Here is a 15,998-nt window from a genome sequence, read left to right as displayed (position 1 = left end):
GCCGACATGCAATCTCTCGATCTGGATATGCACCATGCGGCGATTGGCGCTGGACCATCTTACCGCCGTCGATACGAACCCGGTGCACCTGGTGGAGATTGCGCGCGCGACCGGGTATGATGCGGTGTGCCTGTTCCTGGCCGCGATGCCGGTGCTGCCGCTGATGCCGGTCTTCGATTGCATTGCGGACCGACCCTTGCGCCGTGAACTGCGCGCTGCATTTGCGGCCACTGCGATCGCGTTCGATCTCGCCTATCCGTTCACGCTGACCGGGCGCAGCGTGATCGCCGATTGCGCGCCGGCGCTGGACTGCGTGGCTGACCTTGGCGGGGGCATGGTCAATGTGCTGCTGTACGATCGCGATCCGGTGCGGCGGATGGATGGCTTTGCGGCATTCTGCGATCTGGCCGGGTCGCATGGGCTTGCGGTCGCGGTCGAATTCTATCCGCCCAGCCAGATTGCTTCACTCGGCGCTGCGTACGATCTGGCCGCGCGGCTTGCGCGGCCGGGCAGGGTCGGGATCAATGTCGATCTGCTGCACCTGATGCGCTCGGGCGGCGGCGTGGCCGAAGTGGCCGACGCGTCGGACATGATCGTGTATGCGCAAGTTTGCGATGGGCCCGCCGTTGCGGTCGACGCGGCATACGAGGCGTCGGCGCAGCGGCTGCTGGCCGGGGCAGGGGTGTTCGATATGGCCGGGTTCCTCGCGGCGCTGCCGCCCGGATGCCCGGTGAGTGTCGAGATCCCCCGCGATGATTGTGTGGCCACGCTCAGCGCGCATGACCGCGCGGCACAGGCGCTGGCCAGCGTACAGGACCATGTGTCGCAGGTCTGAACGGGCGCTGCACAGGTCCCCGAACTTACCCGTTGCACGCGCGTCAAAACCGCCGGATCGATCTACTCCGACGTCAGTTTTGCAAGCATGGCTTCAGGCATCCCATGTGATGAGGTGGCTGATGTCGGTGATGTCTTCGGGTTTGCGCCCGGTCGTGGCGAGCCGCTGCATCGTGACTCTGCCGCCGGTCTGCGCAAATTTGGTGATGACCTCGATCACGCGGTCATAATAGGATGACTCGATCTTCCACACCCCGCCCTCGCGGCGATAGCGGTCGGTGTAGATGGCGGTGCCGAACGTGTGATCGTCCTTGTTCAGGTCGATGAACACGTCCTGCAGGTACCAGATCCCGGTCGCGCTGTTGTCGCCGGTGATCGTGATATCGGGCATGACCCCGATGTGCATCGACGCCGCGCGCGAATGGAACGAATTGGCCAGGAATTCGAGCATGGCGGCGCGGCCCTGCAGCGACACCTTGTACGTCCCGCCGTTGTAGGTGACCGACACATCTTCGGTAAACAGATCGGCCAGCAGCGCAGCGTCGCCGGTATCGATGCCGCGATAATAACGGTGCTTGAGCACCTTGATCTCTTCAAGATCGGACAATTGCTGCAGGCTGAAGGCCATGCGTCACGCTCCCTGTTCAAGCGCATACAGCGCTTCGGCCCGCACTTTCAGCGCCTGGCCACTGTCGTCGAACGCGCGCTTGATCCATGGCCCGGCAAAGCGGAACACATGGATGCCGTTCGCACCCAGAAACGCATCGGTCGAAAAATAGGTGCAGCTGGCGTCACCCGTCGCTTCGATCACCTGGTCGCGCCGCGCGGGATAGGGCCAGAAATCGGTATTGGGCAGCGACCACGACAGCATGCGATCGGTGTCGTTGGCGCAGATGTATTCGCAATTGGGCACCAGCGAGCCGAACGCGGCGTAATTCACCAGTTTCATATGCACCGGGGCGCCCATTTCGAGCGTCGATTCCGCGCGCACGCAAAAGGGGTTCCATTCGTTGTAGCGCGGCATGTCGGTCAACACCTGCCACACCACGCGCGCGGGCGCAGCAATCGCGACCGTTTCGCTGACTGTCACCGCGTCAGGATCGTAACCCTCGACCGGATCCTGGGCCAGAGTAGGGTGATGCTTCATCCATTCGATCAACATCTTGAGGCTCCTATGCCGCGACCCAGTCGCCGCCGTTTACATCGAGCATCGCGCCGGTGACTTCGGAGGCATAGTCCGACAGCAGGAAATACACCGCCTTGGCGCATTCGCTGTCGGGCGGGATGTGGCCGACCGGGATTTCCGATCCACGCTGTTTCAGGAACGCTTCGCCAGCTTCCTTGCCCATGCCGTCGGCAAAACCCTGCAACGGCGCGCCGAGCATCCAGCCCATCAACGCGGTGTTGACGCGCACGCCGCTGCCGGCAAACTCGACGGCAAGATGCCGTGTCATGTGGTTCAATGCGCCTTTGGCCATGCCATAGCCGCCTTCGCCGGGCATCGGCTTGCGTGTGCACAGCGTCGATACATTGACGATCGAGCCCGACCCTTGCGCCTTCATTGCCGGATAGACCGCCATCGCCATGCGCAGCGCGCCTGCGGTGGCGACATTGAACGCCTGCAACACCTGGTCGATATCGTGTTCGATCAACGGGCCCCAGTCGGGATGGAAATACGCCGAATTGACCAGACCGTCGATGCGGCCCCAGGTGTCGATCGCGGCCTTGGCGGCGGCGTGGCACTGGTCCATGCTGGTCACGTCGAGCGGCACTGCGATTGCTTCGCCGCCGGCTGCGGTAATCTCGTGCGCGACCGCCTCGATCGCGGCTTTCGACCGCGCGGTGACCACGACTTTTGCGCCTTCGAGCGCGGCACCGCGACACGCCGCCTGGCCCATGCCAGGGCCCGCGCCGGTAATGATCACAACCTTGTCCTTGAGAATCATCGCGTCTCTCCCGTTTTATGGTTTTATGCGTGCGCGATCGCGCGTCCGGCCTGGCGTCCGAAGAATGTGCAGTCGGCCAGGCTCAGCCCCGACGAATAGCCGTGACCCCAGGCGGGCAGGCCCGATGTGCAGCGCCCCGCCGCATAAAGCCCGGGGATGGCGTCGCCGGCGCGGTTCAGGACTTCGCCGTCGGTGCTGGTCTTCAGCCCGCCCAGCGTGAAGAAGCTGAAATAGCTGGTTTCGAAATTGAGCTCGAGCGCGACGAACGGTGACTGGTCGAGCGGCACCAGGATCGGCGGCTGTTTGTCGAACAGCGGATCGCGGCCCAGAGCGGCATGGGTATTGTACAGCGCCATCGTCGCAGCCAGCGTGCCGGGGGTCATGCCCAGTTCGCCCTCGACTTCGTCCCAGGTTTCGCCGGTGGCCACGATGTTGATCCCGGCCAGGTCGAGCGGCTGTGAAAAATGCGCGCTGTCGAGCAGCAGATAGACTTTGCCGCCCGGTTGGTCGATCGCACAGCGGCTGACCCGGCCGTGATAGCAATCCTCGTTGATGAAGCGCTGCCCTGCGACGTTGACGAACACGCCGTGCGCCTGATCGGCCGGGATCGTCCATGGGCACGTGGTGAAGAACTGGTCCATATGCACCGGATCGCCCCCGACCGACGCGCCCAGCTCGATGCCGAGACCATCGTCGCGGTCGCCGATCGGGCTGTTCACGCGAAAGCTGTCGGGGCAGTATTTGCGGCGCATCGCGTCGTTGAACACGAACCCGCCCGTCGCCAGCACCACGCCTTTCGTGGCGCGCACGCAATGGTTGCGGTTGTCGATGCGCATGACCACGCCCGCCACGCGTGCGCCATCGGTGATCAGCGCGACCGCGCGCGCATCGATGTGAATTTCTGCGCCCAGGTCGCGCGCGCGCCGCTCCAGGATATCGACCAGCGGCCGCCCCCCGCCCCAGCCCATATGCTGGATCACATGCCCGCGCGGCGCCGGCCTTGCATGATTGCGGAACGGTGATGCAGCTTCGCTGCCCGACCAGATCAGTGTGGAATCATCGGTCGGCTCGATCACTTTGCCGGGCAGGTAATTGCCGCGATAGGGCACGCCCTGGTCCTTGAGCCACTGGTAATGCGCCAGCGCCTCGCGGCCATAAATCTCGCATTTGGCATCGTCCACGCAAGGGCCGCCCGCAAGTTTGAGATAGGCCGTGAAATCCTCGACCGTGTCATCAAATCCCGCCGCGATCTGCGCATCGGTGCCGCCGCCGACATAGATCTCGCCGCCCGACAGCGCCGAGGCACCGCCGCTGCCCGATGACCGTTCGAACAGCATTACGCGCGCGCCTGCCTGCGCCGCCTCGATCGCAGCGCAAGCCCCCGTCGCGCCAAACCCGATGATTGCCACATCGGTGGTGAAATCCCAGCGCGGCACATCCGCCAGGGCAAGCGGATGAAACTGCGAACAGGCGGGATCACCGGCGGGCATCGAGGAAGTCGATCGCATAGGCGTTGAATTCGGCGGCGCGTTCGACCTGGACCCAGTGACCTGTGCGCGCAAAGGTCATCACGCGCACGTCCTTGCAATGATCGAGGAACAGGCGGCCATGCGCTTCGGGGCAGAATTCGTCGTTCAGCCCCCACAGCACCATGATCGGATGCGCGATTTCGCCAAGGCGCGGGCCCAGGTCAGGCGTGCGCATCCGCATCAGCACGTCCTTGGGCTGGGTGCGCGCGACCGCAAAGCGTTCGGCGACCAGTTCGTCGGTGATGAAATGCGCGGCATCGGGATGGAGCAGATTGCCGATCAGCCGTTTCTGTTCGGCCAGGTTGAAATCGGGGCCGCCGAAATTCGATACCATCTTGGCAATGCCCGGCATCGTGAAATAGGATTCGCGCGGCGCGACGCAGCCCGGCGCCATCAGCACCAGGTTGCGCGCAAATTCGGGATGATCGAGCGTCATCTGCAACGCGATGCCGCCGCCCAGCGAATTGCCGACGAGATCGGCCTGGGTGACGCCCTGCGCCAGCAACGCCTCGTAGACCGTGTCGGTGAACAGTTGCAGCGTATAGTCGATCCCTTCGGGTTTCGACGAGGCGCCATAGCCGATCAGATCGGGCAGGATCACGCGGTATCCTGCCGCGACGAACGCATCGATATTCATCCGGAAATTCGATGCGCCCGATGCGCCGGGCCCGCTGCCGTGAAGGAACACGACGACCGGGCCCGCCGGATCGCCGGTTTCCTGAACATGGATGTCATGGCCCGAGGGCAGGCGGTGCGTGGTCGAAACAAGCTGTGCCATGGGAATGCGCCTGGTGTTCAGAGAAACGTAAACGTCGGTTGCTCGCCGAGTATGCCGCCGATCAGATCCTGCGTGCGGTTGGCAGGGTCGTTGGCGACATGTGCGCGCCCGGCGTGCAGATCGAGCCAGGGCTGAATGATTGCGCTCGTCATGTAGATCGCGCGGCCGCCGAGCAATTGCACCATGTCATCGACCAGGTCGGCCATGCGCCGCACCACGCTCGACGAATTGTAGGCATAGAGCGTGCGCTTTTCCATCGGAATGGCTTCGCCGCGCCGGGCATGATCCATCAAATCGTCGAACGTCAGGCGCAGGGTCTGTTCCATCTCGATCACTTGCGCATGCGCCTTGGCAATCGCGGCGAGCAGGAATGGATCGCTTTTCGACGGCTTGCCGGTGTTGGTCGACACCCGGTTTTGCGCAATGTCGATGGCCGCATCGATCGCCGCGCGCGCGCCGCCGAACGCAGCGGTCGAAACCGAGCGCATGAACACTTGCGCCCAGGGCAGCGTGTACAGCGGGCCGGGATTGGTCTCCTGCCCGGGATTGGTGCACAAGAAACCATCGACCGAGCGATGCGTGCGGTAATCGGGCACGAACACATCGTCGACGATCACATCATGGCTGCCGGTGCCCTGCAGGCCGAACACGCGCCAGGATTCGCGATCGATCATATAGTCACTGCGCGGCAGCAGGAATGCGCGCATATCGGGCGCGCCGCCGGGCTCGGCGGGCGGTACCAGCGCGCCGAGTACGACCCATTGGCAATGCACCGATCCGGTCGAAAATCCCCAGCGGCCCGACAGGCGAAAACCCCCGTCGACGACAGTGACCTTGCCGACCGGCTGATAGCTCGACGAGACCAGCGTTGCCGGATCGTCGCCCCAGACTTCGGCCTGCGCCTCCTCGTGAAACAGCGCGATCTCGTAAGGGTGGCAGCCGACGACGCCATACATCCAGCCGGTCGACATGCAGCCCTGCGCCAGCGCCTTCTGACAGTCGTAGAACACGTTGGGGTGCATTTCGTATCCGCCCCAGCGGCGCGGTTGCAGGATACGGAAAAATCCGGCTGCCTGCATGTCGGCGATCGACTGCGCGGGCACATCGCGTTCGGCAATGCATTGCGCGGACCGCGCCCGGAGCACGGGGATCATCGCATGCGCGCGTGCGACCAGTGCAGCAGCATCGGGCAGTGCAGCAGCATCGGGCATGCCGGGATCGACAAGATCTTCGCCGTCAACGGCAAGCGCGGCAACAGTTGCCATCACGGATCGTCTCTCCCTCGCATCGACTCGTTGATGCACTTTTTTCGCATCATTCGTAAATTTGATTGCCACTGGATACGCAAATCGTCAATTGAAAAGCGCATCGGCTTTCGATAATGCAGTTTTCGAATCCGGCGACGCAGTGCAGAACATGCCTTGCCGGAACAAGTGGGAGAAGGCGCCCCGTGATGGGCCAGAGCAATATCGATCTGACGGGTCAGGTGGCAATCGTTACCGGTGGTACACGCGGGCTGGGCCGGGTGGTTGCCGGGCGGCTGGCTGCGTGCGGCGCGCAGGTTACGGTGTGCGGGCGCAATGCGCCCGATGATCTGCCGGCGGGTCTGGCGTTTCATGCCGCCGACGTGCGCGATCCCGATTCCGCGCGCGCGCTGGTCGATGCGGTGTTTGCACGGCACGGGCGGATCGACATCCTGGTCAACAACGCCGGCGGTTCGCCGCAGGCGCCGGCGGCCACTGCTTCACCACGCTATTTCGATGCGATCCTGCGGCTGAACCTGCACGCGCCGATGTATCTGGCGCAGGCGGCATTCGCGCATATGCAGCCGGCCCGGCGTGGCAGCATCATCAATATCGCCAGTGTGTCGGGCATCCGCCCGTCGCCGATGACCGCGGCCTATGGCGCGGCCAAGGCGGGGCTGCTCAATCTCACGCAGAGCCTGGCGCAGGAATGGGGGCCCGACGGCGTGCGCGTCAATGCGATCATCGCCGGGCTGATGCAGACCGAAATGTCCGGCGCGACGTATGGCGATGCGGCGGCGCAGGCCGCGGTTGCGCAGTCCATGCCGCTGCAGCGGATGGGCACCGGCGACGATATCGCGGGCGCGGTGCTGTGGCTGTGCAGCGACCTGTCCGCGTGGGTGAGTGGTGCCCGGATCAATGTCGACGGGGGTGGCGAGCGCCCGTATTTTCTCGACCTCGTAAAGGGAGACTGAACCCATGGCACTCAAGGCGCTCGGCTATGTTGCGATTGAAACCGCAAAGCCTGAAGAATGGGACACGTTCCTGACGCAATTCGTCGGCGCGATGCGCGCGCCCGATGCGGCCGATGGCGCCGCATTGTACCGCGTCGATGACCGGGTATTCCGCATCCGCGTTGCAACAGGCACACGCGAATGGTTTGTCGCGGCGGGCTATGAAGTGTCCGACCGGGCGGCGCTCGACGCGCTGGCCGACAAGGTTGCCAAGGCGGGGCGCGCGGTGACCTGGGCCAGCGCGGAAACGGCCACGGCGCGCGGCGCCGAGGCGCTGTTTGCGACCAGCGATCCGGCGGGCAACGGGCTCGAATTCTATTGCGGCGATGCGCGCACGGCCGAGCCGTTCGTGTCGCCGATCGGGGTGCCCGCGTTCGTTACCGGGGTGTTTGGCATGGGTCACGCGGTGTTGAGCGCGCCCAATTTCGACGAGACCGTCGCGTTTCATTGCGATGTGCTGGGTTTTCACCAGACCGACATGCCGCGGTTCAACCTGTTCGGCCCCGACGGGCCGTCGATGGGCTTTGCGTTCCTGCATGCCGACAATGGCCGGCACCATTCGATCGCCTTTGGCGAAGGCCCGGTGCCGCCGTCGGGTGCGGTGCATATCATGCTCGAACTGCCCGACCTGACCGAAGTGGGCAAGGCGCACGATCGCATGAAACGCTTTGGCTATGTCGAAAGCGCGACGCTCGGCCGCCATGCCAATGACGAAACGATCGGGTTCTACGTCCAGACGCCGGGCGGGTTCGACCTGGAAATCGGCTGCGACAGCAAAGTGATCGATCCGGCGACGTGGGTCACCACCCGGCATGAATCGATCAGCGTATGGGGCCACGAATGGGGCTGGCAAAAGGCCATGAAGGCACAGGGAGAGCAGGCGTGAAAGTTACCGAGGGCACGCTCGACAAGCGGATGAGCGCCGCCGAGATCGTCGCGCAATTGTCCGACGGCATGACGCTGGGCATCGGCGGCTGGGGCCCGCGGCGCAAGCCGATGGCGCTGGTGCGCGAGATTTTGCGTTCCGATCTGAAAGACCTGACGATCGTCGCTTACGGCGGCGCGGATGTCGGCATGCTGTGCGCGGCGGGCAAAGTACGCAAGCTGGTGTTCGCATTCGTCTCGCTCGATGCGATCCCGCTTGAGCCATGGTTTCGTAAGAGCCGTGAGGCCGGGCAGATCGAAGTGCTCGAACTCGACGAAGGCATGTTTCAGTGGGGGCTGAAAGCCGCTGCATTCGGCCTGCCGTTCCTGCCGACGCGGGTCGGGCTGGGCACCGATCTGGCCGAACTTGGCGGGTTGAAGACCGTGACCAGCCCGTATGCCGATGGCGAAACGCTGATCGCCATGCCCGCGCTGAAGCTCGATGCCGCGCTGATCCATGTCAACCGCAGCGACTGGCGCGGCAATGTTCAGCTGTTCGGCGCCGACACCTATTATGACGAATGGTTTGCCAAGGCGGCGACCAAGGCCTTCGTCAGTTGCGAGGAACTCGTCGATCGGATCGAGGACCATTATCCCGACGACGCGCAGGCGCAGACGTTCGAACGCTGCTTTGTCACCGGCGTGGTCGAAATTCCGTTCGGCGCGCATCCCAGCTCGATGCCGCCGCTGTATGGCTGGGACAGCAAGGCGTTCAAGGCTTACGCCGATGCCGCGCGCGATCCGGGTGACTGGAGCGCAGTCAGCGACCGGTTCGTCGGTGCCGACGAAGCCGGCTATCTGAAAACTTTTGGCGGAAAGGAGGCGGTTGCGGCTCTGTCGCTGCCGATTTTCTGATGACTGACATTTCCCTTGCAGACCTGTGCATCTTCGCCGCTTCCGAAGCGTTTCGCGGTAATGGCGAAGTCATTGCCACAGGCGTCGGACCGGTGCCGCGGCTTGGCGCAAGCCTGGCCAAGCTGACGCACAGCCCCGAACTGATGATGACCGATGGCGAGGCCTATCTGGTCGAGCAGCCGGTGCCGATCGGGCCGCGTGCCTATGACGATCGCAAGGTCGCCGGGTATATCCCGTTCAGCCGGTTTTTCGACAGCGCGGTGTGGAGCGGGCGCCGGCACGCGATGGTTACCCCGACGCAGATCGACCGCTTCGGGCAGATCAACCTGTCGCGGCTGGGCGGCACGCATGAAAAGCCCAAGACGCAGATGCTGGGCGTGCGCGGTTTTCCCGGCAACACGATCTATCATCCCAATTCGTTCTTTTTTCCGCAGCATTCGGCGCGCGTGTTCGTGCCGGGCGAAGTCGATATGATTTCGGGCGTCGGCTATAATCCGGCGCGGCGGGTGGCAGGCGGCAACTACACCGGCGTCGATCTGCGGCGGATCCTGACCAATCTGTGCGTGATCGATTTCGGCGGCACCGGGCCCGAGGGCATGCCGGCGATGCGCGTCATATCGCTGCATCCCGGCGTGACATTCGATGCGGTGCAGGCCGCGACCGGCTTTGCGCTCGATCGGCTGGACGTGCTGCCCGAAACCGCAATGCCCACCGCCGAAGACCTGGCGATCATCGCCGGCCTCGATCCGCACGGCATCCGCGCGTCGGTGTTCAAGGACAACCCGCCCGCGCGGCCGGCCGTGGCACAGGAGCAAAGCGCATGAGCGATTTCGTCGAGCCCCAGAAAGTCGACATCGTCTACGAGACCGACGAGCCCGTCCGCTACGAGGTGATCGACAACGTCGCCTGGATCACGCTGAACCGGCCCGGTTTCAACAACGCCCAGAACGGGCAGATGACCTATGCGATCGACGATGCCTTTATCCGCGCGGTCAACGACGACGACGTGCGCGCGATCGTGCTTGCGGGCGAAGGCAAGCATTTCTCCGCCGGGCACGATATCGGCACGCCCGGGCGTGATCTACACAAGGATTTCGAACGCCGGCTGATCCTGCCCGGACATACCAACAAGCCCGCCGCCGAATTGCTCTATACCCGCGAACAGGAACAGTACCTGGGCATGTGCCGTCGCTGGCGCGATGTGCCCAAGCCGACGATCGCGATGGTGCAGGGCGCGTGCATTGCGGGCGGGCTGATGCTGGCTTGGGTGTGCGATCTGATCGTGGCGAGCGACGACGCGTTCTTTCAGGACCCGGTCAACCGGATGGGCATTCCCGGCGTCGAATATTTCGCGCATGCGTTCGAATTGCCGCCGCGCGTGGCCAAGGAATTCCTGCTGCTGGGCGAACGCATGTCGGCGCAGCGTGCCGAAAGCTTCGGCATGGTCAACAAGGTCGTGCCGCGTGCCGAATTGCGCGAGACTGTCGCCGCGTGGGCCGCCAAGCTGGCCGCGCAGCCGCGCATGGGCAACTGGCTGACCAAGCAGGCGATCAACCACGTCGAGGAACTGCGCGGCAAGCGCAGTGCGATGGACACCGCGTTTCACATGCACCACTTCGCGCATGCGCAGAACGATCTGGTCCAGGGCAATTCGATCGGCGGGCTTGATGCCAAAGCCATGGCCGCTGCCAACAAGAAGCAGGCGGGCGAGGCCTGATGCCCTCTGCGCTGCAGACCATTTTGACTGAAAGGCTGGGCTGCACGGTGCCGGTGATCCAGACCGCGATGGGCTGGGTGGCGGAACCGTCGCTGGTGATCGGCAGCAGCAATGCCGGCGCGTTCGGCTTTCTGGGCGCCGCAGTCATGACGCCGGATGAATGCCGGGCCAAAATCCTGGCCGTGCGCCAGGGCACCGATCGCCCGTTCGGGGTTAATTTCCATTCGTTTCAGCCAGGCGCCGACGCGATCGTTGACCTGATCGTGGCCAACAGCGCGCAAGTGCGCGCCGTCAGCTTTGGCCGGGGACCGAATGCCAAGATGATCGGCCGGTTTCGCGATGCCGGGATCTTGTGCATTCCAACCGTGGGCGCAGTGAAGCACGCGCAAAAGATGGTCGATCTGGGCGTCGACATGGTCACGGTGCAGGGCGGCGAGGGCGGCGGGCATACCGGGTCGGTGCCGAGCACCGTGCTGTTGCCGCAAGTGCTCGACGCGGTGCAGGTGCCGGTGATCGCCGCCGGCGGATTTGGCGACGGGCGCGGGCTGGTGGCGGCGCTGGCCTATGGCGCGGTCGGGATCGCGATGGGCACGCGCTTCATGTTGACGCGCGAAAGCCCGGTGGCGGACGCTGCCAAGGCGACGTATCTGAAGGCGGGGACCGACCAGATTCTCGTCACCACGCGGCTGGACGGCATTCCGCAGCGGATGGTGCGAACCCCGCTGCTCGATCGGCTTGAACGTTCGGGCCCGTTGGGCATGTGGCTGCGCGCGTTCGAGGCGGGGCGTGCGATGAAGCGCCAGACCGGTGCATCGTGGCTGGACTTTATCAAATCCGCGCGCGGCATGACCGGGCATGGCGATGTGCCGCTCCGCCAGGCGATGATGGCGGCCACAATGCCGATGCTGATCCAGAAGGCGGTGATCGAGGGCGACATGCAAAACGGCGTGATGGCCACCGGGATCGTTGGCGGTCGGATCGCCGACATGCCCACGTGCGCCGAGCTGATCGACCGCGTGATGCTTGAAGCGCGCGCGCGGCTCGCCGCGCTGTGCCAACACGATTGAGGACCCTGTCATGCCGATTACCCTGACCATCCGCGACCGCATCGCCGAAATCGTGTTCGACGTGCCGCCGGTCAATGCGTTCGACAGCGAAACCTGGATGTCGATCCCGGGCCTGGTGCGCGAAGCGTCGAGCAATCCTGATGCGCATGTCGTGCTGATCCGCGCAGCCGAAACCGCGCGCGGGTTCTGCGGCGGGGTCGATATCAAGGAAATGCAGGCGCATCCCGAACGCATTACCGTGCTCAACCGCGGCAATTACCTGACGTTCAAGGCGATCCATGAGGCGGAAATTCCGGTGGTCGTCGCCGCGCACAAGTTCGTGATCGGTGGCGGGATCGGCATGTGCGGGGCAAGTGACGTGATCCTGGCGGCAGACGATGCGTATTTTTCGCTGCCCGAGGTCGATCGCGGCGCGATGGGCGGGGCCAGCCATCTGTCGCGCATGCTGCCGTTGCACAAAGTGCGCGCGGCGTTCTTTACCGGCGGCACGATCCCGGTGGCAGAGGCCTATCGCCTGGGCGCGGTCGAAAAGATCGTGCCGCGTGCCGATCTGGTCGCCGAGGCACAGGCGTTTTGTGGCGTGATCGCGGGCAAGAGCCGCAAGGCACTGGTCATCGCCAAGGAGGCACTGAACGGGCTCGAACCGCGCGATGTCGATCGCGGCTATCGCTGGGAACAGGGCTTTACGCTTGAAATGTACATGCACGAGGACAGCCAGAAGGCCCGCGATGCGTTCGTGAGCGATGGCAAGGCGGCGACGTTCTGATGCATCTGGCCTATACGCCCGCACAGGTCGAATTTCGCGCGCAGGTCCGCGCGTGGATGGCGGCGCATGTGCCGCCGGCGCCGCTCGAACACTATGACGCGACCCGCGCCGGGTTCGAGGCGCATCGCGCGTGGGAGGCAGCGCTCAAATCGGGTGACTGGGGCATGGTCACCTGGCCGGTGGAATACGGCGGGCGCGGGCTCGACCTGATCCAGTGGCTGATTTTCGAAGAGGAATATTATCGTGCGGGCGCGCCCGGGCGCGTCAACCAGAACGGGATTTTCCTGCTCGGGCCCACGCTGATCGAATTCGGCAGCGATGCGCAAAAAGCGCGGTTCCTGCCGCCGATGGCGAGCGGCGAGGAAATCTGGGCGCAGGCGTGGTCCGAACCGCAGGCCGGGTCCGATCTGGCCGGCGTGCGCGCGACCGCGCGGCGTGACGGCGATGACTATGTGCTCAATGGCCACAAGATCTGGTCGAGCCGTGCCGCCTTTGCCGACTGGGCGTTCGGGCTGTTTCGCGAGCCCGGCAGCGAGCGGCACAAAGGCATGAGCCTGATCTTTTTCCGGCTCGATGCGCCCGGTGTCACGCGCAATCCTATCCGCAAGATCAACGGCCATGTCGGGTTTGCCGAAATCCTGCTCGAAGATGTGCGCGTGCCCGCGTTCAACCGGCTGGGCGACGAAGGGCAGGGCTGGCACATCTGCATGGCGACCGCCGGGTTCGAGCGCGGGCTGATGCTGCGCAGCCCGGCGCGGTATCAGGTGGCGGCGGCGGCGCTTGCGCAATTGTGGCAGGATCGCAAGGATGATGCCGACCCCGCGCTCGAAGCGGACGTGATCCGCGCGCACATCAATGCCGATGCTTATGCGCTGTCGATCTACCAGACCGCATCGCGCCTGATCGCTGGCGCGAAGATCGGGCCGGAGGCGTCGACCAACAAGATCTTCTGGTCGGAAATGGACATCCATCTGCACCAGACCGCGCTCGCCATTTTGGGCGCGGAGGCCGAAATTCTTCGGGCGCCCGGCGCGCACGACTGGCTCGACGATTACATTTTTTCGCTCGCCGGGCCGATCTATGCCGGGTCGAACGAGATCCAGCGCAACATCATCGCCGAGCGCATGCTCGGCCTGCCACGCTGAGGGGGCGGACATGGATTTCACCCTGAGCGATGAACAGGCGATGTTTGCCGGCACCGCGCGCGCGCTGTTTGGCGACATGTGCGGGCCCGACCAGTGGCGCGCAATGATGCACGACCAGGTTGCATTCGATGCAACGCGCTGGGCGGCGATTGCCGAAAACGGCCTCTCGGCGCTGTTGCTGCCCGAGAGCGCAGGCGGGCTGGGCCTCACCGAAATCGATTTCGCGCTGATTGCGATCGAGGCGGGCTATGCGGCCTTGCCCGAGCCGCTTGTGGAAAGCGCGGGCGTCGCGATGCCGATGCTCGCCAGCCTTGCAGCCGATCATGCGCTGCTGGCCGATCCGGCGTCGATCGTCGCGATTGCGCCGGCGATCAACCCGGCCGTGGCCAGCGCCGACGGCGCGCAGGCGATCCTCGTCGAACGCGAAGGGCGTGCGTTGCTCGTCATGCGCGCCGACGCACGGCTGACGCCAGTGCCGACGATCGATCCACTGCGCCGGCTGTTCACGATCGCGTTCGACACTGCGCAAGACCTTGGCCCGGCGGACTGGGACCTCGCGCTCGACCGGGCGGCGCTGTTTGCTGCGGCGCAAGGGATGGGCCTGGCGCAGCGCTGCGTCGATCTGGCGGTCGCTTATGCCAAGGATCGCACGCAGTTCGGCAAGCCGATCGGATCGTACCAGGCGGTCAAGCATCACCTGGCAAGCGCGCAAGTCGCGATCGAATTTGCCCGGCCCGTCGTGCTTGCCGCCGCCGCCGTTTGCCCCGCACGCGACATTTATGCGCGCGCGCGAATTTCCGAGGCCAAGCTGGTTGCGCTCGCTGCCGCCGACCAGGCCGCGCGTGCCGCCATCCAGGTCCACGGCGCGATGGGCTATTCATGGGAAGTCGATGTCCACCTGTTCCTGAAACGCGCGCTCGCGCTCACGCAAAGCTGGGGCACGCCGCATTTCCACCGCGCCCGCGTGGCAGCGCGCGTGTTCAACCGCCCGCTCGGGCCCGACACGACTTTTGCAAGAGAGAGCAACCATGCCTGAGGCCTATATCATCGACGCCGTGCGCAGCCCGGTGGGGCGCAAGAAAGGCACTTTGGCGGCCCTGCATCCCGCCGACCTGGCGGCGCACCCGTTGCGCGAACTGATCGCGCGCACCGGGATCGATGCCGGCGCGGTCGATGACGTCGTGTGGGGTTGTTGCGACACGATCGGCCCGCAGGCGGGCGATATCGGCCGCACCGCGTGGCTGGTCGCCGGGCTGCCCGAACATGTTCCGGGCGTGACGATCGATCGCCAGTGCGGTTCGTCGCAGCAGGCGGTGCATTTCGCTGCGCAAGGCGTGATGAGCGGCACGCAGGACCTGGTCGTTGCCGGCGGCAGCCAGGCGATGAACGCGATCCCGATTTCGGCGGCGATGTTTGCCGGGCAGGCCTATGGCTTCGACAGCCCCTTCACCGGATCGCGCGGCTGGGACGCGCGCTATGGCGATGAAGAGGTCAACCAGATCCGCTCGGCCGAAATGATCGCGGAAAAATGGCAGATCAGCCGCGAGGCGATGGAAGAATTCAGCCTGGCCAGCCACCAGCGCGCCGCCGCAGCTTGGGACGCAGGCTGGTTCGACCGCGAAGTCGCCCCGCTGGAGGGGCTGACGCGCGACGAGACGATCCGCGCCGGAACCACGCTCGAAGGCCTCGCCGCGCTGAAACCGGTGCGCGAGGGCGGACTGATTACCGCAGGCGTCGCCAGCCAGAATTGCGATGCATCGGCCGCGATGCTGATCGCCAGCGAAGCCGCCGTGAAAGCGCACGGCCTCAAACCGCGCGCGCGCATCCACCACCTGTCGGTGCGCGCGGCCAATCCGGTGTGGATGCTGACCGGGCCGATCCCTGCGACGCAGCACGCATTGGCCAAGGCGGGGATGCGCGTGGAGGATATCGACCTGTTCGAATGCAACGAGGCGTTCGCGAGCATTCCGTTGGCGTGGATGCAGGAGCTGGGCATCCCGCATGACAAGGTCAATGTGCAGGGCGGCGGTATTGCGCTGGGCCATCCGATCGGCGCGACCGGCGTGCGGATCATGACCTCGCTGCTGGGCGCGCTCGAACGCACCGGCGGGCGTTATGGGTTGCAGACGATGTGCGAAGGCGGCGGGCAGGCCAATGTCACGATCATCGAACGGCTGTAA

At 64.9% G+C, this 15,998-nt stretch carries 17 protein-coding genes; 11 read left to right on the top strand and 6 right to left on the bottom strand.

Annotation, left to right across the window (positions count from 1 at the left end):
• The first annotated feature begins 34 nt into the window (after window positions 1-34).
• Window positions 35-835 (top strand): sugar phosphate isomerase/epimerase family protein, encoded by an 801-nt coding sequence (locus ACOOE2_RS13325; protein WP_420383475.1) that lies wholly within the window; start codon window positions 35-37, stop codon window positions 833-835.
• Window positions 836-928: 93 nt separating this feature from the next.
• On the opposite strand, the gene ACOOE2_RS13320 is transcribed toward ACOOE2_RS13325, so the two are convergent.
• Genes ACOOE2_RS13320 through ACOOE2_RS13295 form a run of 6 tightly spaced genes read right to left on the bottom strand, consistent with a single transcriptional unit; the run spans window position 929 to window position 6,352 of the window.
• The gene (locus tag ACOOE2_RS13320; RefSeq protein ID WP_420383474.1) at window positions 929-1,462 is read right to left on the bottom strand and encodes a nuclear transport factor 2 family protein; all 534 of its coding nucleotides are present in this window, start codon (window positions 1,460-1,462) and stop codon (window positions 929-931) included.
• A 3-nt stretch (window positions 1,463-1,465) separates the two neighbouring features.
• Window positions 1,466-1,996 (bottom strand): SRPBCC domain-containing protein, encoded by a 531-nt coding sequence (locus tag ACOOE2_RS13315; protein WP_420383473.1) that lies wholly within the window; start codon window positions 1,994-1,996, stop codon window positions 1,466-1,468.
• A gap of 10 nt (window positions 1,997-2,006) precedes the next feature.
• Window positions 2,007-2,780 (bottom strand): SDR family oxidoreductase, encoded by a 774-nt coding sequence (locus ACOOE2_RS13310; RefSeq protein WP_420383472.1) that lies wholly within the window; start codon window positions 2,778-2,780, stop codon window positions 2,007-2,009.
• A 23-nt stretch (window positions 2,781-2,803) separates the two neighbouring features.
• Window positions 2,804-4,270, bottom strand: a complete 1,467-nt coding sequence (locus tag ACOOE2_RS13305) for an FAD-dependent oxidoreductase (RefSeq protein ID WP_420383471.1) — start codon at window positions 4,268-4,270, stop codon at window positions 2,804-2,806.
• Window positions 4,257-5,087: an alpha/beta fold hydrolase gene (locus tag ACOOE2_RS13300; RefSeq protein ID WP_420383470.1), complete on the bottom strand. Its 831-nt coding sequence runs from the start codon at window positions 5,085-5,087 to the stop codon at window positions 4,257-4,259. Before ACOOE2_RS13300 ends, ACOOE2_RS13305 begins: the two co-directional genes overlap by 14 nt.
• A 17-nt stretch (window positions 5,088-5,104) precedes the next feature.
• A complete protein-coding gene (locus ACOOE2_RS13295; RefSeq protein WP_420383469.1) occupies window positions 5,105-6,352 on the bottom strand; it encodes a flavin-dependent monooxygenase in 1,248 nt (415 codons plus the stop codon).
• Window positions 6,353-6,540: 188 nt separating this feature from the next.
• Here ACOOE2_RS13295 and ACOOE2_RS13290 point away from each other — a divergent pair, with 188 nt between their 5' ends.
• From ACOOE2_RS13290 to ACOOE2_RS13245, 10 genes are read left to right on the top strand one after another with little or no spacing between them, the layout of a single operon-like run.
• Window positions 6,541-7,305, top strand: a complete 765-nt coding sequence (locus ACOOE2_RS13290) for an SDR family oxidoreductase (protein WP_420383468.1) — start codon at window positions 6,541-6,543, stop codon at window positions 7,303-7,305.
• A 4-nt stretch (window positions 7,306-7,309) separates the two neighbouring features.
• Window positions 7,310-8,230: a VOC family protein gene (locus ACOOE2_RS13285; protein ID WP_420383467.1), complete on the top strand. Its 921-nt coding sequence runs from the start codon at window positions 7,310-7,312 to the stop codon at window positions 8,228-8,230.
• The gene (locus ACOOE2_RS13280; RefSeq protein ID WP_420383466.1) at window positions 8,227-9,123 is read left to right on the top strand and encodes a CoA transferase subunit A; all 897 of its coding nucleotides are present in this window, start codon (window positions 8,227-8,229) and stop codon (window positions 9,121-9,123) included. The genes ACOOE2_RS13285 and ACOOE2_RS13280 overlap by 4 nt, the downstream gene beginning before the upstream one ends.
• Complete coding sequence (locus ACOOE2_RS13275) at window positions 9,123-9,947, top strand: CoA-transferase subunit beta (RefSeq protein WP_420383465.1); 825 nt, start codon at window positions 9,123-9,125, stop codon at window positions 9,945-9,947. The genes ACOOE2_RS13280 and ACOOE2_RS13275 overlap by 1 nt, the downstream gene beginning before the upstream one ends.
• The gene (locus ACOOE2_RS13270) at window positions 9,944-10,840 is read left to right on the top strand and encodes an enoyl-CoA hydratase (RefSeq protein WP_420383464.1); all 897 of its coding nucleotides are present in this window, start codon (window positions 9,944-9,946) and stop codon (window positions 10,838-10,840) included. The genes ACOOE2_RS13275 and ACOOE2_RS13270 overlap by 4 nt, the downstream gene beginning before the upstream one ends.
• Window positions 10,841-10,863: 23 nt before the next feature.
• The gene (locus ACOOE2_RS13265) at window positions 10,864-11,907 is read left to right on the top strand and encodes an NAD(P)H-dependent flavin oxidoreductase (RefSeq protein WP_420383463.1); all 1,044 of its coding nucleotides are present in this window, start codon (window positions 10,864-10,866) and stop codon (window positions 11,905-11,907) included.
• 10 nt (window positions 11,908-11,917) lie between these two features.
• A complete protein-coding gene (locus tag ACOOE2_RS13260; RefSeq protein WP_420383462.1) occupies window positions 11,918-12,673 on the top strand; it encodes an enoyl-CoA hydratase family protein in 756 nt (251 codons plus the stop codon).
• On the top strand, window positions 12,673-13,818 hold the full coding sequence (locus tag ACOOE2_RS13255; protein WP_420383461.1) for an acyl-CoA dehydrogenase: 1,146 nt from the start codon (window positions 12,673-12,675) through the stop codon (window positions 13,816-13,818). The genes ACOOE2_RS13260 and ACOOE2_RS13255 overlap by 1 nt, the downstream gene beginning before the upstream one ends.
• A gap of 10 nt (window positions 13,819-13,828) precedes the next feature.
• Complete coding sequence (locus ACOOE2_RS13250; RefSeq protein ID WP_420383460.1) at window positions 13,829-14,854, top strand: acyl-CoA dehydrogenase family protein; 1,026 nt, start codon at window positions 13,829-13,831, stop codon at window positions 14,852-14,854.
• Window positions 14,847-15,998 (top strand): acetyl-CoA C-acetyltransferase, encoded by a 1,152-nt coding sequence (locus ACOOE2_RS13245; protein WP_420383459.1) that lies wholly within the window; start codon window positions 14,847-14,849, stop codon window positions 15,996-15,998. Before ACOOE2_RS13250 ends, ACOOE2_RS13245 begins: the two co-directional genes overlap by 8 nt.

The organism is Novosphingobium sp. (genome assembly GCF_965214355.1).
In the GTDB taxonomy this organism is placed as follows: Bacteria; Pseudomonadota; Alphaproteobacteria; order Sphingomonadales; family Sphingomonadaceae; genus Novosphingobium.
The sequence above is the reverse complement of the archived record's forward strand: the minus strand, read 5'-3'. Positions and strand labels throughout refer to the sequence as shown.

What these genes read in the sequence shown, in the direction of transcription:
- ACOOE2_RS13325 (WP_420383475.1), top strand. Translation starts at nt 35, where the DNA reads ATGCGGCGATTGGCGCTGGACCATCTTACCGCCGTCGATACGAACCCG.
- ACOOE2_RS13320 (WP_420383474.1), bottom strand. Translation starts at nt 1,462, where the DNA reads ATGGCCTTCAGCCTGCAGCAATTGTCCGATCTTGAAGAGATCAAGGTG.
- ACOOE2_RS13315 (WP_420383473.1), bottom strand. Translation starts at nt 1,996, where the DNA reads ATGTTGATCGAATGGATGAAGCATCACCCTACTCTGGCCCAGGATCCG.
- ACOOE2_RS13310 (WP_420383472.1), bottom strand. Translation starts at nt 2,780, where the DNA reads ATGATTCTCAAGGACAAGGTTGTGATCATTACCGGCGCGGGCCCTGGC.
- ACOOE2_RS13305 (WP_420383471.1), bottom strand. Translation starts at nt 4,270, where the DNA reads ATGCCCGCCGGTGATCCCGCCTGTTCGCAGTTTCATCCGCTTGCCCTG.
- ACOOE2_RS13300 (WP_420383470.1), bottom strand. Translation starts at nt 5,087, where the DNA reads ATGGCACAGCTTGTTTCGACCACGCACCGCCTGCCCTCGGGCCATGAC.
- ACOOE2_RS13295 (WP_420383469.1), bottom strand. Translation starts at nt 6,352, where the DNA reads ATGGCAACTGTTGCCGCGCTTGCCGTTGACGGCGAAGATCTTGTCGAT.
- ACOOE2_RS13290 (WP_420383468.1), top strand. Translation starts at nt 6,541, where the DNA reads ATGGGCCAGAGCAATATCGATCTGACGGGTCAGGTGGCAATCGTTACC.
- ACOOE2_RS13285 (WP_420383467.1), top strand. Translation starts at nt 7,310, where the DNA reads ATGGCACTCAAGGCGCTCGGCTATGTTGCGATTGAAACCGCAAAGCCT.
- ACOOE2_RS13275 (WP_420383465.1), top strand. Translation starts at nt 9,123, where the DNA reads ATGACTGACATTTCCCTTGCAGACCTGTGCATCTTCGCCGCTTCCGAA.
- ACOOE2_RS13270 (WP_420383464.1), top strand. Translation starts at nt 9,944, where the DNA reads ATGAGCGATTTCGTCGAGCCCCAGAAAGTCGACATCGTCTACGAGACC.
- ACOOE2_RS13260 (WP_420383462.1), top strand. Translation starts at nt 11,918, where the DNA reads ATGCCGATTACCCTGACCATCCGCGACCGCATCGCCGAAATCGTGTTC.
- ACOOE2_RS13255 (WP_420383461.1), top strand. Translation starts at nt 12,673, where the DNA reads ATGCATCTGGCCTATACGCCCGCACAGGTCGAATTTCGCGCGCAGGTC.
- ACOOE2_RS13250 (WP_420383460.1), top strand. Translation starts at nt 13,829, where the DNA reads ATGGATTTCACCCTGAGCGATGAACAGGCGATGTTTGCCGGCACCGCG.
- ACOOE2_RS13245 (WP_420383459.1), top strand. Translation starts at nt 14,847, where the DNA reads ATGCCTGAGGCCTATATCATCGACGCCGTGCGCAGCCCGGTGGGGCGC.